This window comes from Methylorubrum sp. Q1, from assembly GCF_004683995.1.
GTDB lineage: Bacteria > Pseudomonadota > Alphaproteobacteria > Rhizobiales > Beijerinckiaceae > Methylobacterium.
Window position 1 is genome coordinate 102,559 of the sequence record NZ_SRHQ01000015.1, and the last position, 21,208, is coordinate 123,766.

General features: G+C 64.5%; 25 protein-coding genes, 1 pseudogene and 1 riboswitch. Of the genes and pseudogenes, 10 read left to right on the forward strand and 16 right to left on the reverse strand.

Features of this window, described 5'->3' with window-relative positions; translation table 11 throughout:
* Positions 1-259 precede the first annotated feature (259 nt).
* The 11 genes and pseudogenes from E4V01_RS15670 to E4V01_RS15720 all read right to left on the reverse strand — a co-directional run bounded on the left by E4V01_RS15670 (position 260) and on the right by E4V01_RS15720 (position 8,150).
* Positions 260-1,000: a hypothetical protein gene (locus E4V01_RS15670; protein ID WP_135298967.1), complete on the reverse strand. Its 741-nt coding sequence runs from the start codon at positions 998-1,000 to the stop codon at positions 260-262.
* Entirely contained in the window at positions 997-1,377 is a 381-nt protein-coding gene (locus E4V01_RS15675; RefSeq protein ID WP_135298968.1) for a hypothetical protein, read from the reverse strand. The genes E4V01_RS15670 and E4V01_RS15675 overlap by 4 nt, the downstream gene beginning before the upstream one ends.
* Positions 1,374-1,889: a ParA family protein gene (locus E4V01_RS26570; RefSeq protein WP_135298969.1), complete on the reverse strand. Its 516-nt coding sequence runs from the start codon at positions 1,887-1,889 to the stop codon at positions 1,374-1,376. Before E4V01_RS26570 ends, E4V01_RS15675 begins: the two co-directional genes overlap by 4 nt.
* Positions 1,890-1,893: 4 nt before the next feature.
* Positions 1,894-2,208 (reverse strand): ParA family protein, encoded by a 315-nt coding sequence (locus tag E4V01_RS26575; RefSeq protein ID WP_256371261.1) that lies wholly within the window; start codon positions 2,206-2,208, stop codon positions 1,894-1,896.
* 285 nt (positions 2,209-2,493) lie between these two features.
* Positions 2,494-3,717, reverse strand: a complete 1,224-nt coding sequence (locus tag E4V01_RS15690) for a tyrosine-type recombinase/integrase (RefSeq protein WP_135298970.1) — start codon at positions 3,715-3,717, stop codon at positions 2,494-2,496.
* Positions 3,717-3,950, reverse strand: a complete 234-nt coding sequence (locus E4V01_RS15695) for a hypothetical protein (protein ID WP_135298971.1) — start codon at positions 3,948-3,950, stop codon at positions 3,717-3,719. Before E4V01_RS15695 ends, E4V01_RS15690 begins: the two co-directional genes overlap by 1 nt.
* Positions 3,950-4,165, reverse strand: a complete 216-nt coding sequence (locus E4V01_RS15700; RefSeq protein WP_135298972.1) for a hypothetical protein — start codon at positions 4,163-4,165, stop codon at positions 3,950-3,952. Before E4V01_RS15700 ends, E4V01_RS15695 begins: the two co-directional genes overlap by 1 nt.
* Before the next feature lie 537 nt (positions 4,166-4,702).
* Positions 4,703-4,870, reverse strand: a pseudogene (locus E4V01_RS15705) (transposase); the annotation flags it as partial.
* Positions 4,871-5,161 (reverse strand): hypothetical protein, encoded by a 291-nt coding sequence (locus tag E4V01_RS15710; RefSeq protein WP_245517577.1) that lies wholly within the window; start codon positions 5,159-5,161, stop codon positions 4,871-4,873.
* Between the two features lie 304 nt (positions 5,162-5,465).
* A complete protein-coding gene (locus E4V01_RS15715) occupies positions 5,466-5,756 on the reverse strand; it encodes a hypothetical protein (RefSeq protein ID WP_060770065.1) in 291 nt (96 codons plus the stop codon).
* Between the two features lie 150 nt (positions 5,757-5,906).
* Complete coding sequence (locus tag E4V01_RS15720) at positions 5,907-8,150, reverse strand: TonB-dependent siderophore receptor (protein WP_135298973.1); 2,244 nt, start codon at positions 8,148-8,150, stop codon at positions 5,907-5,909.
* A gap of 120 nt (positions 8,151-8,270) precedes the next feature.
* Positions 8,271-8,471: riboswitch (cobalamin riboswitch) on the reverse strand.
* Positions 8,472-8,834: 363 nt separating this feature from the next.
* On the opposite strand from E4V01_RS15720, the gene E4V01_RS26580 reads away from it, so the two are divergent.
* The 3 genes from E4V01_RS26580 (at position 8,835) to E4V01_RS15730 (ending at position 9,962) form a co-directional block, all read left to right on the forward strand.
* Entirely contained in the window at positions 8,835-8,966 is a 132-nt protein-coding gene (locus E4V01_RS26580; protein ID WP_256371262.1) for a hypothetical protein, read from the forward strand.
* A gap of 94 nt (positions 8,967-9,060) precedes the next feature.
* Positions 9,061-9,480: a hypothetical protein gene (locus E4V01_RS15725; protein ID WP_135298974.1), complete on the forward strand. Its 420-nt coding sequence runs from the start codon at positions 9,061-9,063 to the stop codon at positions 9,478-9,480.
* Between the two features lie 218 nt (positions 9,481-9,698).
* Positions 9,699-9,962: a hypothetical protein gene (locus tag E4V01_RS15730; RefSeq protein WP_060770068.1), complete on the forward strand. Its 264-nt coding sequence runs from the start codon at positions 9,699-9,701 to the stop codon at positions 9,960-9,962.
* A gap of 44 nt (positions 9,963-10,006) precedes the next feature.
* On the opposite strand, the gene ccmB is transcribed toward E4V01_RS15730, so the two are convergent.
* Complete coding sequence (gene ccmB, locus E4V01_RS15735) at positions 10,007-10,675, reverse strand: heme exporter protein CcmB (protein ID WP_135298975.1); 669 nt, start codon at positions 10,673-10,675, stop codon at positions 10,007-10,009.
* Entirely contained in the window at positions 10,672-11,319 is a 648-nt protein-coding gene (gene ccmA / locus E4V01_RS15740) for a heme ABC exporter ATP-binding protein CcmA (RefSeq protein WP_135298976.1), read from the reverse strand. The genes ccmB and ccmA overlap by 4 nt, the downstream gene beginning before the upstream one ends.
* A 720-nt stretch (positions 11,320-12,039) precedes the next feature.
* Between ccmA and acnA the strand changes: the two genes are divergently transcribed.
* Entirely contained in the window at positions 12,040-14,751 is a 2,712-nt protein-coding gene (acnA, locus tag E4V01_RS15750) for an aconitate hydratase AcnA (RefSeq protein ID WP_135298978.1), read from the forward strand.
* Positions 14,752-14,842: 91 nt separating this feature from the next.
* On the opposite strand, the gene E4V01_RS15755 is transcribed toward acnA, so the two are convergent.
* Both E4V01_RS15755 and E4V01_RS15760 read right to left on the reverse strand, forming a co-directional pair.
* On the reverse strand, positions 14,843-15,202 hold the full coding sequence (locus tag E4V01_RS15755; protein WP_135298979.1) for a transcriptional regulator: 360 nt from the start codon (positions 15,200-15,202) through the stop codon (positions 14,843-14,845).
* Positions 15,202-15,786 (reverse strand): hypothetical protein, encoded by a 585-nt coding sequence (locus E4V01_RS15760; RefSeq protein ID WP_060770073.1) that lies wholly within the window; start codon positions 15,784-15,786, stop codon positions 15,202-15,204. Before E4V01_RS15760 ends, E4V01_RS15755 begins: the two co-directional genes overlap by 1 nt.
* Before the next feature lie 89 nt (positions 15,787-15,875).
* Between E4V01_RS15760 and E4V01_RS15765 the strand changes: the two genes are divergently transcribed.
* The 6 genes from E4V01_RS15765 to E4V01_RS15790 all read left to right on the forward strand — a co-directional run bounded on the left by E4V01_RS15765 (position 15,876) and on the right by E4V01_RS15790 (position 19,727).
* Positions 15,876-16,337, forward strand: a complete 462-nt coding sequence (locus E4V01_RS15765) for a hypothetical protein (RefSeq protein ID WP_135298980.1) — start codon at positions 15,876-15,878, stop codon at positions 16,335-16,337.
* A 107-nt stretch (positions 16,338-16,444) separates the two neighbouring features.
* Positions 16,445-16,744 (forward strand): antibiotic biosynthesis monooxygenase, encoded by a 300-nt coding sequence (locus E4V01_RS15770; RefSeq protein WP_135298981.1) that lies wholly within the window; start codon positions 16,445-16,447, stop codon positions 16,742-16,744.
* 124 nt (positions 16,745-16,868) lie between these two features.
* Positions 16,869-17,516 carry a maleylacetoacetate isomerase gene (gene maiA, locus E4V01_RS15775; RefSeq protein WP_135298982.1) on the forward strand — a complete coding sequence of 216 codons (648 nt, stop codon included), beginning with the start codon at positions 16,869-16,871 and terminating at the stop codon, positions 17,514-17,516.
* Between the two features lie 156 nt (positions 17,517-17,672).
* Positions 17,673-19,004 (forward strand): NAD(P)/FAD-dependent oxidoreductase, encoded by a 1,332-nt coding sequence (locus tag E4V01_RS15780; protein ID WP_060770075.1) that lies wholly within the window; start codon positions 17,673-17,675, stop codon positions 19,002-19,004.
* Positions 19,005-19,089: 85 nt separating this feature from the next.
* Positions 19,090-19,416, forward strand: a complete 327-nt coding sequence (locus tag E4V01_RS15785; protein ID WP_135298983.1) for an EthD family reductase — start codon at positions 19,090-19,092, stop codon at positions 19,414-19,416.
* Complete coding sequence (locus E4V01_RS15790) at positions 19,416-19,727, forward strand: hypothetical protein (protein WP_135298984.1); 312 nt, start codon at positions 19,416-19,418, stop codon at positions 19,725-19,727. The genes E4V01_RS15785 and E4V01_RS15790 overlap by 1 nt, the downstream gene beginning before the upstream one ends.
* 85 nt (positions 19,728-19,812) lie before the next feature.
* Here E4V01_RS15790 and E4V01_RS15795 read toward each other — a convergent pair whose 3' ends face one another.
* Positions 19,813-21,186 (reverse strand): methyl-accepting chemotaxis protein, encoded by a 1,374-nt coding sequence (locus tag E4V01_RS15795; protein ID WP_135298985.1) that lies wholly within the window; start codon positions 21,184-21,186, stop codon positions 19,813-19,815.
* Between the last annotated feature and the right edge of the window lie 22 nt (positions 21,187-21,208).

The window sequence follows — 21,208 nt, forward strand, 5'->3', positions numbered from 1 at the left end:
CAGCGCCGCGCCGCCGCCGCTGGGCTCGACCCGGACAGCTACTTTGGCCACTCGACGCGATCAGGGTGTACCACCTCGGCTGCGACGGCCAGCATAGAGGAGCGAGGGATAATGCGTCAGACCGGTCACCGTTCGGTCGCGGTAGCTCGCATCGCCATGTACGCGACGGCGAAGGCGGGGTGCGCAACCTCACTACTGAAGTTGAACTCCGACCGAAGCTCAAAAGTTATAAATACCTGTAACGGATTGATACTTAGTTTTATTTGATCGTGATCTTTAGCTCGCTTTTCAATTTAGTGCGCTTCGACTCAGAAATGGCATAGTATAAAACCTGTCTAAGTGCAGGCAGTTGAGTTGCAGATAGTTTGTCGCGATAAAGCGTAACAATTAGGAGAACGACCGATTCAATGGTTTTTCTCTCCCGCGTAGCCCACATTCCAATCTTTGCTGCTTCCGTTTTCCAGAGCAGTATTTCCGCTGCGCTATCCGTCATGCGAAAGCTTGCGGCGGACCCATGTACCGCCTGCGATAGAGTTGCGTATTCCTCTTTGATCGCTTCAAGCCCTGATAAAGCAGCCGGAACGCCCTGCAAGTGCGGGTGATCAAGGAAGTACTTCGTCAAGTCTGTGAATCCGATTCGGAATTTTCCTTGTCCCCACAGTTCAAGCTCGATTGGATGATCTTTGTAATACAGCGCCGCAAGGCAGTTTTCAATAAAGCTTCGCAGGGCTTTGAGGGAGGATCGCCACGCGCCAACTGAAGCATTTACATGGGAGACAAGCGTGTCATTGTGTGCCTCGAAGAAGAAACTTGCGCTATCTGGCGACAGATTAGGCATTATAATGTCGTGCTTGATGCCATTTAGCGCACTGATACGACGGTAGCTTTCAAGATAGAACTTATTGCCCTCCAGTGCCTTAACATTCTCGCTTGCCTGTTGCTTCCACTCGGTGCTGAACTTTGCGAAGTTCGCTGCCAACTCATCTTCAAAGGCGCTCATTTCACAGTCATCAGAAATTGCAATGCCTTCATTAACTCTGGCGATGTGCTTGAGCGAGATTTTTGCGCTGCCCTCGTCAGCACGTTTCTAGCCTCGGGATTGCTCTCAAGATACTTGAGTAGACGGCCCAAAATATTTCTGGACGAATCTTTCGGGCTCACAGCAACATCAAACCTGTTTTCTTTGATCAGAGTGATCCATTGATTTTTGTCGAACTCAGAAAGTGCCACAAGCATATTCAGAGCCGGGAGCGCGTTGGATTGATCTACATTGGTTTTCTTTGGGTTGATGCTGAGTGAATCAAGCTCTTGATTCGAGGCCGAGCGAAGAATGCTGGCGAGAGCTTCGAGTGCCGTGGCAAGTTCATGGGTTTTCATTTAAGGCCAAGCCCCGCAAGTATCTCAGCACTGACAGACCCGAACTCGTTCACAGCATCCTTGTCGCCCATCTGAAATACAGAGATATTTTTTGAAGTGGCTTCGCTTACTGCTGATCGTTCGCGTATCTCCGTCTGGAACACCTTGTTGCCAAAGGTAGTCCGAAGCGACTCCATTGTCTGTGCACGATAGAAGGAAGGGCGGCCCACCCGCGACATGGCTATGCCGACGTGCTTAATGGGCGACTCCAGTTCCTCAGAGAATTTCGCGACACGGGTAAGGAGTAACGCAATCCCGAGACTGGATAGGAAGTCAGGAGATACCGGAACAACATAATGTGTACTGAGCGCCAGCGCATTTTGCGTAGGAACCGTTAAGTTGGGAGGGCAATCGCAGATAACTATATCATAGTTATCGACGATGTCTTTCAATGCCCTGCGTAGTTTTGTCTCTCTCGCGTTGGCGGATCCCAAATCAAGGTCAATTGTAAACAGGTCGAGGTGATAAGGAATTAAATCAACGTTCTTGAATACATCTTTTTTTTATAACGGTAGCCGGGTCCTTTGCTGTTCCCTCTGCGCTGGAATGATTCCGGACACCAAGTAAGTCAGCAACAGTTCCGTGCTCTGCTGCGTGCTTTTGCCAATCCTCGGGCGATATGCAGGAAAATGTTGCGTTTGTCTGCGGATCGAGATCGATCAGCAACGTTTTGAGATTATTGATCCCGCAATATGCTGCAAAATTAACCGCAAGGGCGGTCTTGCCTACGCCGCCTTTCAAGTTAACGCACGCAACGATCTTAACTTTACTTGACACATGCATTCCTTTCATGGCGATACTAAAATCAAGCTTCTTTTACTTCCTCAGAAGGCTCGCCTTGATCGGAATTCACGTGGCTCGATTCACTTGTCGCACCATGGCCGCAGCCACATGGCTGCATCCGTTTCGACATCGAGTATCCTCCCCTATGCGCACGGAAAAGTCGAGGCAGACCGTCTGAGTGAGACGAGTAGCCCTCAGCCTTTTCACAAGATGCACCTGCCACGCGCGGCCTTTGAGCAGCACCGCGGTAGCGCGGTAAGGGAAGGCTACTATCGGGCGAAATCCTGATGCTATTCAGTAGCTAATTTCGTCGATCCAGCGCTTCAGCACGCGCATCGAGAACATGCCGTAGTTCCCGTGGTCGCCGTTCTCGTGACCGACAATCTCCTTCTGGATGTCGAGTGGGCACCCGACCTCCCGCAGGCGCGTGTGGACGCGGTGGCGAAGGGAGTAGACCACCTTGCGCTCGTCCTTGGTCACGAACCGACGCACCGCCCGAAGCAAGTTCTTCGAGATGTTCTTGAGGTTGGGGTCCTCGAACAGCGGACCGGTGATTTTCGCAGGGATGTGAGGGAGCAGGCAGTCGGGCAGCGGCACGCGGCGCTTGCTCGATTCGGTCTTCGCGCCGACCTTCACGTAGCGAATCCCGCCTTCCTCGAACTCCTCACGAATCGCGAACACCTCGGAATGGCGCATGCCGGTGGCGGCGAGGATCAGCCACATCAGCCGCTCATCCTTGCCGAGCTTCGGCAGCATGAGGGTGGTGGCCACCTTCATGTCGTTGGCATCGAAGCACAACCGCTCCAGCTTGTCGTCCTTGTGATCGACCACCTTGAAGAACGGATTCCCTTTCAGGTCACCCGTCTCGTTGGCGTGGTTGATTGGTGCGGCGAGGAAGTTGACCCGCTTCACCACGGTCGCGGTCTTCAGATTCTTGTTCCGAAGGAAATCCACGTAGGCACGGCCGTCGGTGCGGTCGCAATTCTTGATCAGCTTGCCCCCGGTGAACGCCTTGAACTCCGCCCAGGTCGAGCGGGCCTCCGCCGCATAGGTGCCCTCCGGATCGTGACCCTTGAAGCGTAGGTACTCATCGAGAAGCCCGAGATCGTTATCCACAGGTTTCGGCCTCGGCTTCGGTGCGTCACTCGGCTCGAAGCGCTGGGTCAGACTCAGGATGAAGTTGTCCTCCTCCCCGATCAGCACGCCGTCTTTGAGGAACTTGGCCGTCACGTTGTCGGCGAAAACCTCAGTGCCGTCCGGCAGCTTCGAGAACCCGACCGGGTGCCTCGTCTGAATCGACTGGACCTTGTACCTTCGGCCGCGCCGATTGGCCTCCTCCAGTAGGTCCATCTTGTGGGCCTGGATCATCGGCAGGGCCTTGATCTCGGCCTCGTGCCGATCGGGCGTGCCCAGGCTCTTACGAACCATGGGGCGCTCCATCGAGGCAGGGTACTGGAGCTTGATCCACCAGTTGATGGAATCGGCCTTCCGGTAGAGGTAGCCGACGCTCTTGGGCATCAGACCCACCCCTCGCGCTGGTAGGCATCGACCATCCCGAGCACACCGTCGCGCAGGCGCTCGATCTCGTTGGTCCAGTACCGGTCCTCGGTCTCCTTCGCGTGGGTCCGCAGCCCATCCTCGATGAGTTGCTGCTCACATTCCTCGGGCGTGCCGCTGTAGATGTCGTCGGCGATCTTTCGCGCGAGGCGGAGCGCCTTCGGGGGGAGATTCAGGTCCTTGAGGGTGGTCATCAGACGCTGACCTCCACGCTGGCCTCGCCGTGGTGGACATGGAATCCACCCTTCTTGGCGGCCTTCCACAGAGCGAGTTGCGTCTCCCCCTCGAACCCCTGGCGGCGCAGGTAGGTATCGATCCGCTCATGCATGTCATCCTCGCTCTGGAACAGCGAAGACCAGAGAATCCGGTTGTTCCGGACGACCGCACCGAATTTGAACGGGACACGCATTGAATCGCTCTTAGGCACCGTGGACAGGCACCCAATTTAGGCACCGTGTTAGGCACCGTAAATAGCGTTGAAATTACTGAGTAATTTCGTTGTTAAGGGGATATGGATTCCCCTCCCTCTTGCGGCACCAGCTTTCTCAAGCATTTTGCCCTTCCCTGGTGTGAGATTTCACCCTGGACATCGCTTGATGGGTTCAGTGGGGGCGCAATCGAAAGACGATCACTGCGTCGCTCGGATCGCGGGGGTTTAACGCCCCATCGAGGCGGGATGCCGAGATGATTCGGCTCCGATGCGCGCTGATACGCCAAGGCGTGTTGAACATTGTCGGCGTACCCGCGCCTGGATCAGGCGGGTAGAATCCATGGTTCGACGGTGTGTCGGGTGAATGGTGAGGCCGGACTTGTCGGCAGAGAGCCACGCGCCGAAGCAGGTCGGAACTCACATTGCCAATCTGCTGCCCGTCCAGTCCCCCGCTGTCGTCGGGCAGGCCGACGGCACCGCGTTCACAACGGACCCTGTGAAGGCGGGATTCACCAGAAGCGCCCGGTCGGCGACCGGCGGCTTCAGCTTGCCGTTCTCATCCTCCAGTTGCTTGAGGCGCGGGATCTCCGGGACGCCTACGCCGACGAACTGATTCTTCCTGTGATAAAACGTCGGTTCGGACACGCGCATCTTCCGGCAGACCTCGTCCATCGAGGTACCGCTTCACTCGGCGGCGCCGGATCGGCTGCTCTGCAGCGAGACGCAGGTTCGCACCATGTCGCTCAGCGTGAGATCCTTGGTGTCGCCGATGTTGGCGACCTCTTCCAGGCAACGCATGAAATAGCCGCTGTCGAGTCCCGGCGAGAGCGTGCTCATCGATTTCCCGACGCGGTTGGTGAAGTCGATCTTCTCGCTTGCTCCGGCGCGCGGCCATAGCGACGCCTTGTCGTCCATTTTCAGCCGGGTTGCCGCCAGCGACGGGCTGAAAAGAGTCAGCGCCGTCAGGATACCCATTGCTGCCGCTCGGCCCATCGTCGCGCTCCCTGTCGTGGCGTCGGCAGGGTTGCCGACCGACCGCGGGCCCAACGCTACGACGTTCGCTGACGTTGCACCGGGCCTCAAATACGCGAGGAAATTAAGCTATTTCTCAGAGACTTATCCGCCGTGAGAGTCGGCACGGCGCGTCCGGGTATCGTCGGCGCCGGGCCAATTTCCTAAAGCATCGTCCTGGATACTCGATCCAGGACGATGCTTGAGGCTCTTGTTTTCGCATCATCATTTTTTTCGAAAGCCGGCAACCACCTATCGGGACGATGCTCTAGCGCGAGCTGCCACCCCCGCTTCCGCCACCCGCGCTGCCCTGCGGGACGGCACGCTCCGGCTGACCGGCATTGCCGCCGGCCGCCGAGTTGGTGGTGATGGTGTCGGCGCCCGTGGCGCCGGGCGCGATGATATAGTCGACGGTATTCCCGGTCGTGTTGGTCTGGCGCTGGATAATCGTGCCCGGTGGGAACGGCCCTCCGGGGAGGCCCGGGGGGCCAGCCTGCGCGATGGCCGCGCCAGAGCCGAGGCAGCTCAGAACGGTGACGGCGAGAGTGATGCGGTGCATCGACGAGCTCCTGAGAGAAAGGGCGCCTTCGCACATCCCGAGGGCGGGCGAAGGATCCGCTATCCGCAAGGCAAGTCCTCTATCGGCCGTGCGGTTTCCCGTGAGGCCTGCGGCGTGGTGGCGACACGCGCAGGCGGCCCTGTGCGTGGTTCACCACGCGATCGTGTAGGCGACCTCCAATGAGCGCGGGCGCCCGAGAACCCAGGCGGTACCGATGCCGTTCACGGCGCTGCCATCGACCGGGTAGACTTTGTCGAACAGGTTGAAGACCCGCAGCGACAGGCGGGAGCCGGCGGTGACTTGGTGGTCGAGGCCGAGATTCACCAGCGTGTAGGCCGGTCGCCGCGCGGTGTTGCCGAAGTCGGAAAAGACTTCGCCGACATGCTGGAGGCCGACGCGCCCCTCCCAGTCGCGGGCGAAGGCCCAGTTGACCCAGAGATTGGCCACCTGCTCCGGCACGTTGATCGGCTGATTGCCGGCATAGGAGACGGCAACCCCGCCGACATTCTGGGTGAAGTCGTCGTACTGCGCGTGCAGCAAGGCCAGGTTGGCATCGATGCGCCAGCCGGGGGCGGGGAGCCAGGAGAGCGCGGCCTCCGCGCCGAGAGAGGATTGCTGGCCGACCTGAGTCGAGACCGTCGGCTGGCCCGGAACCGCCGAGATCAGGTTGTCCTTGACGATGCGGTAGCCGGCCAGGGTCCACTCGACGGCGCCGCCGAAGACGAGGCCCTTGGCGCCGACCTCGACCTGGCGACCGGTCGAGAGTTCGAAGCCGGCCAGCGATTGCGAGAGGGTGATCAGGCTGTTCACCGGATCCGTCGCGGTGGCGTATTGCGCGTAGAGCGATGTGTCCGGCGTCGGCTCGTAGAGCAGCGCGAAGCGGTATCCGAGGGCGCGGAAGGAGCGCTCGAAGGTCGCGCCGCTGCGCAGATCTTCCCGGTAGAGACGCGGCGCGTCGAAGCGCACGCCGGTGAGGAACGACAACCGGTCGGTCAGGAACAGCCGATCCTCGGCGAAGACCGAAGCCTGGTTCGTGCGCGTGGCGTAGCCCGGGCTCGCCCGCCCTTCCGGCGGAAAGAAGCCGGGATCGTAGCCGTTCAGGGGCACGCTCGTCGGCGTTTCGGAGAAAGTGAAGTTGTTGGCGTGGCGGAAGCTGACGTGATTCACGTCGAAGCCGGCCGAGAACGTGTTGGCGAACCCGAAAAGGGCACCGCGGAACGTCGCGTCGAACCGATTCCCGACCTGTTCCTGGCTATGATAGATTTCGAGATAGTCGGAGCGGTCGACGAGGCCAGTTGCCGGGTTGAAGCGGTACTGCTCGACGTCGCGCCAATGCCGGCGGCTTTGAAGACGGTAGGCAGTGTTGCGCACCGTCACATCCGCCGAGGGGGTCCACTCCGTCCGGAACTGCGTCCAGTTGTCGGTCCAGGCGATCTTGGAATCGCGGACGTTGTAGTTGTTGAAGCGGATGGCGTCGGGGACACGCCCGTTCACCAGCGGCGTGCCCCAGTAGCGGGTGGGCTCCTGGTAGCCGAGATCGTGGCTGAGCGTGAAGGCGAGATCCGGATTCGCTTGGAGCGTCAGTGCACCCGAGACCGCGAGGTTGCGGAAGTCGCCCTCCGGCGTGATCCAGCCGTCGGCACGGTTACCGCTGACATTGAGGCGATAAGCCAGGGCTTCGCCGATCGGCCCGGTCGAATCGACCGCCGCGCGGGCGATGCCGTCCTCGCCGAGCCCGAAGCGGGCGACGTTGAGCGGCGTGAACAGCGGCTTCTTCGAGACGACGTTGACGATGCCGCCGATGGCTCCGTCCCCATAGAGAACGGAGGCTGGCCCGCGCAGCACCTCGATGCGCTCCACGTTCCACGTATCGAAGGGGAAGGTGACGGTGTTGGCGCCGACGTAGAGCCGGGTGCCGTCGAACAGCGTCTGGATCGAATTCTGCCCGGCAAAGCCGCGAGCGGTGAAGAACCCGAGTCCATTGCCCGGCGAGCCGAAGGCCGTGATGCCAGTGCCGTTCTGCGACACGGCCTCCAGCACGCTGGTCTGACCGCGCAGACGTATGGTCTCGCCCGAGATGATGTCGAGACTTGCGGGCGTTTCCAGCGGCGTGAGACCGAGCCGGCTCGCCGAACGCGACGGCGTGCGCAGGTTGAGGCCGACCGGCGAGGACTGCGTCAGACTCGGCGTCCGCAGGGCTGCGGCGGCGTCCGCGCCGACGGCGTCGGCCGGTGGATTGGCGAGCAGGCCGATCCCGGCGCCGCCTTGCACCGCGATCTCATCGAGATGCGTCAGCGGTGCTTGGGCCCGAACCGGACCGGACAGAGTGAGGGGGAGGGCGGCGAAGACGGACAGGAAGGGCCGGCCGCAGGAGCGGCGGTGAAGGGGGGACATGATGGAAACGATGCCTCGGCAACGACGGTGGCACGTCACCGCGACCGAGGCCGGTCCACTGCCGGCCATGGGCCTTCAGCGTCTCGACACCTGCTGGGACACCCCGCCCGGCATGGCTCGCGTGTGACCACGGCTGACGGCAGGTCTCCTGGCTCGCGGGTCGTCGCCCTCCATCGTCTTCCCAGGCGAGGCGCGCCCAGTGACGTGGTGATGAAGGACTCTCCGCTCACAGTTGCGGGGGCAGCCGCGGGATCGAGCTCGAAAGCCCTCTACCGCGTTCCCTTTTGATCCCTCACGGGAACCGTCAACGGTCAAGCTAAGGCCAAGGCTACGCTTCGGTCAATGCGCCCGGCGCGTTTCGGGAGACCGGTGTGAGGGGCGATCCACAATCGCGGACCATGCCGCGAGCGAAACGGAACGGCAGCCGAAAAGAAAAAAGGCCGCCCCGAAGGACGGCCCGAAGTCTAGGGAGGAAACGCCCAAGAAGGGCTGCAGGACCGCGACGCCATCGCGATCCGGCATGGCCCTGATTTCTCAGTTTGCAGTGCACAAAGCAATCGCTGGCGCGTCGGATCGGGCATGCATTCCTCGCATATGTTCGGTTCCGATCTCCCCCGGTCCGGCGGAGCCATTCTGCCGCCCAAGGGTTTCGGTCCTCCGAATGCTTCCTCATGGATGCCAGAGATGCCCCGTTGGATGCTCGCTTTCCCCGTCGTGCTGATGATCCTTGCAGGGCTCGTCGTCTTCGCCTTCACGCGGACCGGCCCGACCGACAACCAGAATACCCACGCTCCCCAGACTGGACAGACCCGCTGACGCCGCCGAGGTCCGGAACGCGCCGGCCCCGGAGCCATTCCGGCCCACAAATTGCGAGGATCGGTGCGGTCAGAATCGTTCGGTGGGGTCCTCCATGCGGATCGGATTCGTTCTCGTCTCGAGCGTCCTCCTGCTTCCCTCCGGGGCTTACGCATTCGAGGCGCATGCGGACGCAGCGGCCTTCGCGGTGGCGGCCCGTCACCATGTCGGTGAGCGCTTCACGCTCGATCATTGCCACCTCGTCCAAGCGACCGACGACGAGATCACCTGCATCGGCCTGTTGCCGGAGGATGCGGCCGGCAATGTCCGCTTGGCCGGCAAGCTTCTGATCCGGGTTGCGGCCGCGGAGACGAGGGGCCGCACACGTGCCCTCGCGCTGTGCGCCGGTGGCGCTCTGGACGAGGCCTGCGAGGTGAGCGTTGCGGGTGAAGTGTTCGACGCCTCCCCTTCGTTCGGACTCGGCGAGGCCCATCTGATGGGCCTGCGCGAAGCGACGATCTGCTGGCCGGACTGAGTGTTTCTCACAAGACTCCCGCCGCGCTGTCATCGCCGGAGCGAGTACGGTCAGGGACCGGGAGTTTTGTGAGGCACTCTGAGTCCGGCGAAGGTCTATCTAGCTAGCCTGATCCTGCCAGCGCGGTACGCGCGCACCGATGTGAGGCCGATCTCTAGCGGTGGACCCGCGTGAACCCTCGAGGATCTAGTGCGTTCGAGCTCCAAGGGAGTTTGTCGATGATCACTCGTCTCTCGTTCGCTGCGGTTCTGGTCGCGGCTCTCGCCACCTCCGCCGCCGCCCAAGGGCCGGCGCAGACCGGAACCGGAGGTGGTCCGACTTCAACCATCTACGCGCCGAACACCTCTGCCGTCGGCCAGACCATGCCGCCCGCCGGGGCGGGCGGCGTGCAGCGCGACGAGGGTAATCCCGATCGCGAGACCGCCATGGAGAAGAAGGACGACAAGATCGACACCGGAATCTGCATCGGCTGCGACAAGTAGTTCCCGCACGCCGAGGCGCGGCCTCCTGAGCGTTTACGCCCGATTCATTCCGACCAGCGCAAAGCCGCGGCGGCGGCCAGGGTGCCGACCACCGCCGCGATCAGGCTCAGGGCGGCCAGCACCGTCAGCGGGGTCGTGAACGGCACCGTGCCGCCCAGTGCAGCCTCCGCGGCCGAGACCCCGAAGATCAGGGTCGGGACCATCAGGGGCAGCACGATGATGGCCAGGATCAGGCCGCCCCGACGGATGGTGGCGGTCAGCGCCGCGCCGACCGCGCCGATGAAGGCCAGCGCCGGCGTGCCCAGGGCCAGCGTCAAGGCCGTGGCACCCATGGCTTTCGGGGAGAGGGCCACCAGCAGGCCGAACAGCGGCGAAGCGAGCGCCAGGGGCAGTCCGGTGGTGAGCCAGGAGGCCAGGACCTTGGCCAGCACCACCATCTCCAGAGGCACGGCAGCGCCGGTCATCAGGTCGAGGGAGCCGTCCTCTTCGTCCGACTGAAACAGTCGGTCGAGACCGATCAAGGTGGCCAGCACCGCCGAGAGCCAGAGGATCGCGGGGCCGATCCGCGACAGCAGGTTCATGTCGGGCCCCAGCGCGAAGGGCACCAGCACCACGATCATCAGGAAGAAGACGAGCGAGAGCGCGCCCGAGCCACCGACCCGCGCGGCCAATTTCAGATCGCGGGCGAGGAGGGCGGAGAAGGCACGGATCACAGCCAATCCTCCGCCTCGGACGCTGCTTCAGAGGCTGCCTCGGGTGCTGCCGGGCCGATGCGCAGCTCGCGGGCATCCTCCAGGCCGAGGGCTTGGTGTGTTGCAGCGACCACGAGCCCCCCTTCGGCCCGGTGACGTTCCATCAGTCCGGCGAGAACCGCCTGCGAGGCGAGGTCCAGGGCAGCGGTCGGTTCGTCGAGCAGCCAGAGGGGGCGGCGGCAGACGAGGAGGCGCGCCAGCGCCACCCGGCGCCGCTGCCCCGCCGAGAGATAGCCGACCGGCAACCGCGCGACGTGCGGCAGGCCCATCGCCTCCAGGGCGACCTTCGGTGAGGCGGCGGGATTGCCGAGAAGGTCGCGGGCGAATTCGAGATTCTCGGCGGCCGTCAGCGCCGATTTCAATCCGTCCCGGTGCCCGACGACATGGAGGCATTCCGGCAGGTTCGCCTCGCCGATGCCCTCGGCACGAATGGTGCCGGCATCGGGCTTGAGGCGGCCGGACAGCATCGTGAGCAGGCTCGACTTGCCCGCGCCGTTGCGCCCGGTGACCATCAGGCCTTCGCCGGGTCCGAGCGCGAACGAAAGGCCGGAGAAGATGCGGCGTCCCGAGCGGCGGCAGGCCAGATTCTCGACGATCAACCGCACGGATCGGCCTTCGATGAGGGAGAGGTCCGCACGCTTCGTCTCGGTCCTGGCTGTCGGATCGCCTCGCCTGGCGCGAGGAGAATACCGGGACATCTCGCGGGCGGAGAGGCCGGTCTCGTGCGGCCTATAGCGGATCGTTCGGTGCCGCGCGAACCGCTCGGGCCGCCGACGCATTGATCGGTGATGCCGCACGGCAGTTTCACGGGACGGGCTTCCATGGATGCCGAGACGGCCGCGCGGGCTCCGCCCCACCCGTCGGAAGAGGATTTGGCCCGCGATCCCGCCGCCATTGCCGGGCGCGCGCACTGGGGGGCGCGACTCGCACGCCTGCCTCCATACCAACGCGCCGCGTTCTGGGATGCGGTGCGACGCTGCTGCGCCCTGGCCGCCGACGGGCATGGGACGCATCGATCGGGCGCGGCCGCGATATCAGTCGCGCGCCTGTGTCATCGGACCAGTAGCGGCCAATTTCGAAACGTTCTATAGACCGGCCCAGGCTGCGCCGCGCGATCATTCAAGGGCGTCCAAACCGCCCCTCGCGCACCATCCTGAGTGTCATTCGCGGGCCTCCCGGCCGCCGGGAGTTCCCCGAGGGCACTCGCTACCCGGGCACCCCCGGGGCGGCGCGCGCTCCTTGGAGCGCCTCCGGCCGAACACCTCTCGTGGCGCAGGTTATGCCTGCTCCGTGTTCGCTAACGCCAGCTCAGGACCCGACTCGCCGTGGCATCCCTCGACAGCTTCAAAGCTCGCCAAACGCTTCAAGCAGGCGGCAAGACCTACACCTACTACTCGATTCCCGAGGCGGAGAAGAACGGCTTGGCCGATTCGACCGCCCTTCCGTTCTCGATGAAGGTCATCCTCGAGAACCTCCTGCGCTTCGAGGACGACCGCTCGGTCAAGCGGGCCGATATCGAGGCCGCCGTCGCGTGGCTCGGTAACCAGGGCAGGGCCGAGACCGAGATCGCCTTCCGCCCCTCCCGCGTGCTGATGCAGGATTTTACGGGTGTGCCGGCGGTCGTCGATTTGGCGGCGATGCGCGACGCCATGGTCGCCCTCGGCGGCGATCCCCAAAAAATCAATCCGCTGGTCCCGGTCGATCTCGTCATCGACCATTCGGTGATCGTGGACGAGTTCGGTACCCCGAAGGCGCTCGGCGACAACGTCGCCCTCGAATACGCCCGCAACGGTGAGCGCTACACCTTCCTGAAATGGGGCCAGTCGGCCTTCGATAACTTCTCCGTGGTTCCGCCGGGCACGGGCATCTGCCACCAAGTGAACCTCGAATACCTGTCCCAGACGGTCTGGACCCGGCAAGATACGGATTCTTCGGACGGCTTCGAGATCGCCTATCCGGACAGCCTCGTCGGCACCGATTCGCACACCACGATGGTCAACGGTCTGGCCGTGCTCGGCTGGGGCGTCGGCGGCATCGAGGCCGAGGCAGCGATGCTCGGCCAGCCGCTTTCGATGCTGATCCCCGAGGTCATCGGCTTCAAGCTGTCCGGCAAGCTGCCCGAGGGCACCACTGCAACCGACCTCGTGCTCACCGTCACGCAGATGCTGCGCAAGAAGGGCGTGGTCGGCAAGTTCGTGGAGTTCTACGGCCCCGGCCTCGACGACATGCCGGTCGCCGACCGCGCAACCATTTCCAACATGGCGCCCGAATACGGCGCGACCTGCGGCTTCTTCCCGATCGATCAGAAGACCATCGACTTCCTGAAGGTCACGGGCCGGCAGGACGACCGCATCGCGCTGGTCGAAGCCTATGCCAAGGCGCAGGGCATGTGGCGCGACGCCAAGACCCCCGATCCGGTCTTCACCGACACGCTCGAACTCGACATGAGCACGGTGCGTCCCTCGCTCGCCGGCCCGAAGCGCCCGCAGGACCGGGTTCTGCTCGATTCTGCAAAGGTCGGCTTTGCCGATTCGATGGAGAAGGAATTCAAGAAGGCGGCCGATATCGCCCGGCGCTACCCGGTCGAGGGCACGAACTTCGACATCGGCCACGGTGACGTGGTGATCGCCGCGATCACGAGCTGCACCAACACCTCGAACCCAAGCGTGATGATCGGCGCCGGTCTGCTCGCCCGCAACGCGGTCGCCAAGGGCCTGACCTCTAAGCCGTGGGTGAAGACCTCGCTTGCGCCCGGCAGCCAGGTTGTCGGCGAGTATCTCGACAAGTCCGGCCTCCAGGCGAGCCTCGACGCGCTGGGCTTCAACCTCGTCGGCTTCGGCTGCACTACCTGCATCGGCAATTCGGGGCCGCTCCCGGCGCCGATCTCGAAGGCGATCAACGACACCGACGTCGTCGCGGCGGCCGTGCTCTCCGGCAACCGCAACTTCGAGGGCCGCGTGAACCCGGACGTGCGGGCAAACTACCTCGCCTCGCCGCCGCTGGTGGTCGCCTATGCGCTCGCCGGCTCGCTCCAGATCGACATCACCACGGAGCCGCTCGGCCAGGGTTCGGACGGCAAGCCGGTCTACCTGAAGGACATCTGGCCGTCCTCGGAGGAGGTGAACCGCTTCATCGAGGAGAACATCACCTCGGAGCTGTTCAAGAGCCGCTATGCCGACGTGTTCGGCGGCGACGAGAACTGGAAAGGCGTCGAGGTTACCGAGGCCGAGACCTTCGCCTGGGATGCGGGCTCCACCTATGTGCAGAACCCGCCCTATTTCGAGGGCATGACCAAGACGCCCGACCCGATCACCGACATCGAGGGCGCGCGCATCCTCGGCCTGTTCCTCGACTCGATCACCACCGACCACATCTCGCCTGCCGGCAACATCCGTGCGGCCTCGCCCGCCGGTGAGTATCTGCAGTCGCATCAGGTGCGCGTGCAGGACTTCAACCAGTACGGCACGCGCCGCGGCAACCACGAGGTGATGATGCGGGGCACGTTCGCCAACATCCGCATCAAGAACCAGATGGTGCGGGACGAGGCCGGCAACGTCGTCGAGGGCGGGTGGACGCTGCACCAGCCCGACGGCGAACGGATGTACATCTACGACGCGGCGATGCGCTACGCGGAGGAGGGTACCCCGCTGGTCGTCTTCGCCGGCAAGGAATACGGCACCGGCTCGTCCCGCGACTGGGCGGCCAAGGGCACCAAGCTGCTCGGCGTGCGCGCCGTGATCGCCGAAAGCTTCGAGCGCATCCACCGCTCGAACCTCGTCGGCATGGGCGTGGTCCCGCTGGTCTTCCAGGGTGAGGAATCCTGGGAATCGCTCGGTCTCAAGGGCGACGAGACCGTGACGATCAAGGGGCTGTCCGGCGAGCTGAAGCCGCGCCAGACGCTGACCGCCGAGATCACCTCCGCCGACGGCTCCAAGCGGGAGGTCCCGCTGACCTGCCGGATCGATACGCTCGACGAGCTGGAATACTTCCGCAACGGCGGCATCCTGCCCTACGTGCTGCGGTCCCTGGCGGCGTAAGGCCGAGCGACTTCGACGACAGGAAAGCCTCTCCCGCAAGGGAGGGGCTTTTTTGCTTGGTGATTGTGTAACTCGCAGACCAAGCGGCGAGCTACGTGGGTGCGGGGTCCGAAACCGGGGAAGCCGGTGCCACCTCCTCGACCTCGCTCCCGTCGAGGATGGCGCGCAGAGCCACGACGTGGGCGCGATATGCGGCCGAGCCCGCCGCCGTCACGGCCAGCCGCGTCCGAGGCCGCTTGCCTACGAAGTCTTTCGTCACCGCGACGTAGCCCGCCCCCTCCAGCGTGGCGAGGTGCGCCCCGAGGTTGCCGTCGGTCAGGCCGAGTAGGGCGCGCAAGCGCGTGAACTCCAGCAGATGCCGCTTCGGCCCGGCGGCGAGCGCGGCCATGATCCGCAGGCGGGCAGGCGCGTGAATGATGGGATCAAGGCCCCCGGTCGCCGGACAGGCCATCAGGTCGGATCGCGCCGGGCCAGCACCAAGCCCGCAGCGATGAGCCCGCCGCCGCCGATCAGTCCGGCGTAGAGGGGGAACTGAGGGGATGGCACGGCGAAGCCGGCCGCAAACAGCAGCGTCACGGCTACCCCGAGCCCAACGAGCAGCCGCCCGCGCCACAGGCCAGCGACGAGGTAGGCGAAACCGGTCACGGTGCCGGCGTAGATGCCGTGGGCGTTGGGGTGCCCCGACAGCAGGACGACCGCCCACAGGCCGGCGTAGGCGCTCATCAGCGCGGCCGAGGCGCCGTAGCGGGCGCCGGCGCCGAAGCCACGCTCCCGGTCGCGGCGGCGTTGGGCGAGCACCAGGGCGACCGTCGCCGCCCAACCGAGCGCCACGACGGCCGACCACGCGGGCGCGGCGTGATCCGGGGCCCAAACGGCGCTGGTGAACCCGGCAGCCCAGATGAGGCCCCAGAGGATGAGGAAGGGGGCGGCGCGCCCGTAGACAAGCGCGGCGAGCAGGCGTCGTTCGCCATCCTCGGCGGCCCGGAGGGAATGGTGCGCGTGATCGCGGGCTTGGATCCGATCGTGGGCCGACATGCTGGACCTCATTTGCAGAATACTCTGCCTCACAGAGTTAAGCGAAGTCCAAGTTCGTGTCGAGTGCCTCTCGCCCTTCCGTTTGCGCGATGGTGCGCAAAGCGTACGATCGCGTTTCGTTCATCGTCGCGAAGGGCGTTGTGAGAGCGATGAAGCGAGGCTCAAAATTCGTCCTCCTGGGCGTCAGCTTCACAATTCTCGTCATCCTTGCGTTGTTCGGCGGCCCCTGGCTCGCCCTGTGGTACGCGAGCAAGCCATCGCCGGCCTCACGCCCACCGCTGGCCGAAGGACTGCCACCGAGTTTTCAAGAGGCTGATCATGCGTTCTCGGCGCGTATTCTGTCCAAATTTCCAGTCGGCTCGCCAGAGGCGAACCTGATCCAAACGCTTGATGCGCAAGGTTTTCAGCGCCGCGATATCGGCAAAATTCGAAGTTCGAGCTTCGTTCGACAAACGCTCCCCTGCAAGCTTATGTGGGAGATCGATTGGAGCGCGAACGAAGGTGGCGAAATCACCCGCATAGAGGCGCGCTATCACGGTGATTGCCTTTGAATAATCTGGCGTGAGCCGACTCTTTCTCGGCGCCGTCGCGACCGGTATAGGCCGCAGCGAACGCTCGCCCGAAGGCTTCGGCGGGCAAAGACTGGGAAGCGGCGGACATGATCCTCGAAATCGCGCAGATCGACGTGAAGCCCGGCTCGGAAGCGGAATTCGAAGCCGGTATCGCGAAGGCCGCCGAGATTTTTCGGGCCGCCGCCGGCTGCCGCAGCTTCGCGGTGCGCCGCTCGATCGAGAAGCCGCAGCGCTACCGCCTGCTGATCGAGTGGGATACGCTGGAGGCGCACACCCAGGACTTCACCGGCTCGCAGGCCTGGAAGGACTACCGGGCGATGGTCTCTCCCTATTTCGAGAGTCCGCCCCAGGTTGAGCACACCGAACTGACGCTTCAGGCATTCTGAGTGTCTCGCACGGAACGCCCGCCGCACCGTGTTGCCCGAGGCGAGACGGTCGCAGGCCGGGAGTTCAGTGAAGCATCCTAAAACGGCCGCCGAAGGCTGGACGACAAAAGGGGGAGACGGCCTCGTGAAGATGTACGGCAACTGGCGCTCGGCCGCGGCTTTCCGCGTGCGCATCGCCCTCAACCTCAAGGACATCGCCTACGACGAGGTCTTCCTCGACCTCGATGCCGGTGACCAGCACAAGCCCAACTTCCTCGCGATCAATCCGCAGGGCGCGGTCCCGGCGCTGTTCGATGGTGAAGGCCCGCCGCTGACGCAGTCGCTGGCGATCCTCGATTATCTGGAGGAGACCCGGCCTGGGATCTCGCTGCTCCCCGAAGAGCCGCGTGCGCGAGCCCGCGCCCGCTCGCTCGCCCAGGTCGTCGCCTGCGACACCCATCCCCTCTACGTGCCGCGGGTGCGCACCTTCCTGATGGAGAACTACGGCCTGCCGCGGGAGCGGATGCTGGAATTCCTGCGCAACGCCTTCACCACCGGTTTGAGGACGCTGGAGACGCGGCTCTCGACGGAGGCCGGCACCGGCCGCTTCTGCCAGGGTGACGCGGTGAGCCATGCCGACCTGTGCCTCATCAGCCTGTGGGTCGGCACCGGCATTTTCGGGATCGATACCGTTCCCTACCCGACGGTGAAGCGCATCAGCGAGGAACTCTTGTCGCTCGACGCGGTCGCCCGCGCCCACCCGCTGCGCCAGCCCGGCGCCCCCGGCGCGTAGCCGAAAATTTTTTACGAAACACTTCCTCCAGTAATGTCCGATTTGCGTCCTACTCACGCGGCGAACGTGTGGGTGCCTGCACGGTTACTGATGTAAGATCATTCCAAACAGAATGGCTGCCGAGCGAGGCGGCCTGCGACGGGATTGGGGGCGAGGATGGTTCCGAGCGAATCGGTCACGGATCAGCACAAGATCGTCGTGGTGGGGGGAGGGGCCGCCGGGCTGGAACTGGTGACCAAGCTCGGCAACAATTACGGCAAGCGCGGCAAGGCCCACATCACCCTGGTGGACCGGGCGCGCACCCATATCTGGAAGCCGCTGCTGCACGAGGTCGCCGCCGGCTCGCTCGATGTCGGCCACCATGCGGTCGATTACCTGCACCACGCCCATGCCAACCACTTCCGCTACCGCATCGGCGAGATGACCGGCCTCGATCGCGAGAAGCGGGTGATCCATCTCGCCGCCAGTCGTGACAGCGAGGGGCGCGAAGTCACGCCCGTGCGCACCATCCCCTACGACACGCTGATCATGGCGGTGGGCTCCACCACCAACGATTTCGGCACGCCGGGCGTCGCCGAGCACGCCATCGCCCTCGACACCAAGGAGCAGGCGCTGCGCTTCCATCAGCGCCTCGTCAACGGCATGCTGCGCGCCCACACTCAGGAGGGTCCGGTGCGGCCCGGGCAGCTCCATGTGGCGGTGATCGGTGCGGGCGCGACCGGCACCGAGCTGGCGGCGGAACTGCACCGTACCACCCGCGAGGTCGCTCGCACGGGCCTCGACCGCATCGACCCGGCCAAGGATCTGAAGATCACCCTGATCGAGGCCGCCGACCGCATCCTGCCCGCCGTGCCGCAAAGGCTCGCGGGTGAGGTGATGGGCCAACTCGCCAAGATCGGCGTCGAGGTCCGGGTGCAGGCCCGCGTCACCGAGGTGCGGGCCGACGGCGTCCAGCTCGCCGATGGCGGCTTCATCCCCTCCGAACTCGTGGTCTGGGCTGCGGGCGTGAAGGGGCCGGCCTTCCTCAAGGATCTCGGTGGGCTCGAGAGCACCCGCAACAACCAGCTCGTCATCACGGCGACGCTGCAGACCTCCCGCGACCCGGACATCTTCGCCATGGGTGATTGTGCCTACCTCGTCGAGGAAGGCTCCCAGACGCCGATCCCGCCGCGCGCCCAGGCAGCTCACCAGCAGGCCTCGCACCTCTACGGGCAGATGGCCAAACGTCTCGCGGGCCGGCCGCTGAAACCGTTCAAGTATCGCGACTTCGGCTCGCTCGTCTCGCTCGGAGAGTACACGGCCGTCGGTAACCTGATGGGCTTTATCCAGGGGAAGAACATGTTCATCGCCGGATTGTTCGCCCGGCTCATGTACCGTTCGCTCTACAAGATGCACGAGACGGCCGTGAACGGCTGGTGGAAGACGAGCCTCGATACCCTCGCCCGGGCGCTCACCCGGCGCACCGAACCGCGGGTGAAGCTGCACTGACGACGCCCGAGACTTGATCCGGCGGGCGGGCGCGACATGTTCCCGATCCGTCGGCTCGATGAAGAAGCCGGCGGAAGGAGACGCCATGATCCTCGTCAGCGTAATGTACCCGAGCGGCGCCGGCACCCGCTTTGACATGGACTACTATCTGAACAAGCACATGCCGCTGGTCAGTGAACGCTGGACCGCGAAGGGTCTGCATGACTACACGGTCGTGACGGGGACCGGCACGCCGGATGGCGGCACGCCGCCCTACCAAGTCGTGGCGCTGCTGCGCTTCGAGTCCGCCGACGCGTTCAAGGCCGCCGCGTCAGCGGATGGGACGGAGATTTTCGGGGACATCCCGAACTTCACCGACACGCAGCCGACCGTGCAACTCAGCGAATTTGCGGCGTCTGAAGTGAGAGGTTGATGATCGACATCATCAAGCAGATCCAGGCCTCCAATCCGGGGCTCGGCACGACGATCATCGTACTGCGTGCCGATTCGCGGGCGCTGGCCGATCCGGCGACGCTGACGCCTGAGGCGAAGGCGTGGATCGATGCGAAAGCACCGGAGGCACGCCTCTCGCAGGAGACGGTGCTTCTGGCGCCCTATCCCGGTGGCATGCCGACGGAGCGCACGGTGACGGTGCTGGCCTTCTCCGACGCGCGCCACCTTGCCGCCTTCGCAACGGCCTGGACCGGCGATCCGACGCTCGATGACGACGTGGACGCCGCTTGATCACGGCCGGGTCCGCGCCTGCCCGAGAGGCAGGGGCGGCCCCGCTTCAGCGTGAGAGTGCCGCCGCGATGGAGCCGCGCGGTGCTCAGGCCGCGTCAATGATCCGGGCGGCGGCGGTGATCATGTCCTTCATTGCCGCGTTCGCGGCCTGATAGGCCGGGGTGCCGACATCCCAGTTGCTCTGGGCCAGGGCTTTCACCATCCGCTCGGCCTCGTTGTGGGCGGTTGCCTCGGCCTTCAGGAAGGCTTCGGCCGCGTTCCGGCGGATCGGATCGGAGGTCAGGCCTTCCACCGCCTGCCGGGCGGCCCGGCCCCGCAGGATCGCCGCCGCCGGATCGGCGGGCGCCGCGCCGAGCAGGATCGTCGCGAGACCGCGCTTCCACAGGCCGAGATCGGCCGGCAGACGCACCAGCTCGTACAGCTCGACCCCACTCGGATCCGCCAGCGCCGTCTGTGCCACCGTCTCGGCCTTCACGAGGCGTTTGGTGATGGCATCGATCTCGGTGCGGGTCTTGGCCGCCTTGGCGGCGATGCTCTGGACGCTGCTCGAAATCTCAGCCGTCGCGCTGCTCTGCTGCGTGATGGCCGCCGCGAGGGCCGTGGTCATCTCGCTCGTGCGGGCGATCCGTTCGGCCGCGCTCTCGACGCGAGCGCCGAGGCTGTCGACGACGCTGCTTCCTGTGGAGACCGCTCCGCGGCTCTCCTCGACGGCACGGGCGATCTGGCTCATTTCGCCCTGGAGGGTGTTGAGCCACGTGCGGATCTGCTCGGTCGAGCGCGCGGTCTGGCCCGAGAGCGATTTCACCTCGGCGGCGACCACCGAGAAGCCGCGTCCCGCCTCACCCGCGCGGGCCGCCTCGATGGTGGCGTTGAGGGCGAGCAAATTGGTCTGGCTCGAGATCGTGGCGATGGTGCCCGCCATGGTGCCGATCTCGGCGATGGCGTTCTGGAGAAGCTGGAGGCGCTCGTCGATCTGGTGGGTGCGGTCGCGGATCGCGTCCATGGCCGAGCGGGCATTGCCGACGTCGGACATGCAGGCCGTCATCGCTTGGCGCGCCTCGGCAGCGTTGGAGCCGGCGACCTCCGAGGTCTCGGCGACCTCGGCAATCGAGGCGCCCATCTCTTCGATCGCGCTCGCGATGGTCTGCGTCGATTGCGCGACTTCGCCCACGTCATAGGTCGTCCAGCCGATATTGATGGCGCCTTCCGAGGCTTCCCTGGCGACGGCGGCGATGTTGGCTCGTTCGGCACGCAGATCGTTGCGCCGTACCCGCTCGAGGTCGCTCAGGGCGGCACCCACCGCGTGACCCGGCACGGTGGTTTCGTCGAATCCGGCGCGATTGGCGAGGCGCTGAATCGCCGCGATCAGACGCGCGTCGTCGGAAGGGCCGGCGGTCGGGATCTCGGATGAAACAGGTGCGGACGATGCGGCAGTACGGCCGAGCTTGAGAGACAGCATGGCTTCAGAGGCCCCCAATTAC

What these genes read in the sequence shown, in the direction of transcription:
- E4V01_RS15715 (WP_060770065.1), bottom strand. Translation starts at nt 5,756, where the DNA reads ATGCACCGCATCACTCTCGCCGTCACCGTTCTGAGCTGCCTCGGCTCT.
- E4V01_RS15690 (WP_135298970.1), bottom strand. Translation starts at nt 3,717, where the DNA reads ATGCCCAAGAGCGTCGGCTACCTCTACCGGAAGGCCGATTCCATCAAC.
- E4V01_RS26580 (WP_256371262.1), top strand. Translation starts at nt 8,835, where the DNA reads ATGCCCCGTTGGATGCTCGCTTTCCCCGTCGTGCTGATGATCCTTGCA.
- E4V01_RS15725 (WP_135298974.1), top strand. Translation starts at nt 9,061, where the DNA reads ATGCGGATCGGATTCGTTCTCGTCTCGAGCGTCCTCCTGCTTCCCTCC.
- E4V01_RS15720 (WP_135298973.1), bottom strand. Translation starts at nt 8,150, where the DNA reads ATGTCCCCCCTTCACCGCCGCTCCTGCGGCCGGCCCTTCCTGTCCGTC.
- E4V01_RS15790 (WP_135298984.1), top strand. Translation starts at nt 19,416, where the DNA reads ATGATCGACATCATCAAGCAGATCCAGGCCTCCAATCCGGGGCTCGGC.
- E4V01_RS15695 (WP_135298971.1), bottom strand. Translation starts at nt 3,950, where the DNA reads ATGACCACCCTCAAGGACCTGAATCTCCCCCCGAAGGCGCTCCGCCTC.
- E4V01_RS15755 (WP_135298979.1), bottom strand. Translation starts at nt 15,202, where the DNA reads ATGGCCTGTCCGGCGACCGGGGGCCTTGATCCCATCATTCACGCGCCT.
- E4V01_RS15730 (WP_060770068.1), top strand. Translation starts at nt 9,699, where the DNA reads ATGATCACTCGTCTCTCGTTCGCTGCGGTTCTGGTCGCGGCTCTCGCC.
- E4V01_RS15675 (WP_135298968.1), bottom strand. Translation starts at nt 1,377, where the DNA reads ATGAAAACCCATGAACTTGCCACGGCACTCGAAGCTCTCGCCAGCATT.
- E4V01_RS15670 (WP_135298967.1), bottom strand. Translation starts at nt 1,000, where the DNA reads ATGAGCGCCTTTGAAGATGAGTTGGCAGCGAACTTCGCAAAGTTCAGC.
- E4V01_RS15785 (WP_135298983.1), top strand. Translation starts at nt 19,090, where the DNA reads ATGATCCTCGTCAGCGTAATGTACCCGAGCGGCGCCGGCACCCGCTTT.
- E4V01_RS26575 (WP_256371261.1), bottom strand. Translation starts at nt 2,208, where the DNA reads ATGAAAGGAATGCATGTGTCAAGTAAAGTTAAGATCGTTGCGTGCGTT.
- E4V01_RS15795 (WP_135298985.1), bottom strand. Translation starts at nt 21,186, where the DNA reads ATGCTGTCTCTCAAGCTCGGCCGTACTGCCGCATCGTCCGCACCTGTT.
- E4V01_RS15710 (WP_245517577.1), bottom strand. Translation starts at nt 5,161, where the DNA reads ATGGGTATCCTGACGGCGCTGACTCTTTTCAGCCCGTCGCTGGCGGCA.
- E4V01_RS15765 (WP_135298980.1), top strand. Translation starts at nt 15,876, where the DNA reads ATGGTGCGCAAAGCGTACGATCGCGTTTCGTTCATCGTCGCGAAGGGC.
- E4V01_RS15760 (WP_060770073.1), bottom strand. Translation starts at nt 15,786, where the DNA reads ATGTCGGCCCACGATCGGATCCAAGCCCGCGATCACGCGCACCATTCC.
- E4V01_RS15780 (WP_060770075.1), top strand. Translation starts at nt 17,673, where the DNA reads ATGGTTCCGAGCGAATCGGTCACGGATCAGCACAAGATCGTCGTGGTG.
- E4V01_RS15700 (WP_135298972.1), bottom strand. Translation starts at nt 4,165, where the DNA reads ATGCGTGTCCCGTTCAAATTCGGTGCGGTCGTCCGGAACAACCGGATT.
- E4V01_RS15770 (WP_135298981.1), top strand. Translation starts at nt 16,445, where the DNA reads ATGATCCTCGAAATCGCGCAGATCGACGTGAAGCCCGGCTCGGAAGCG.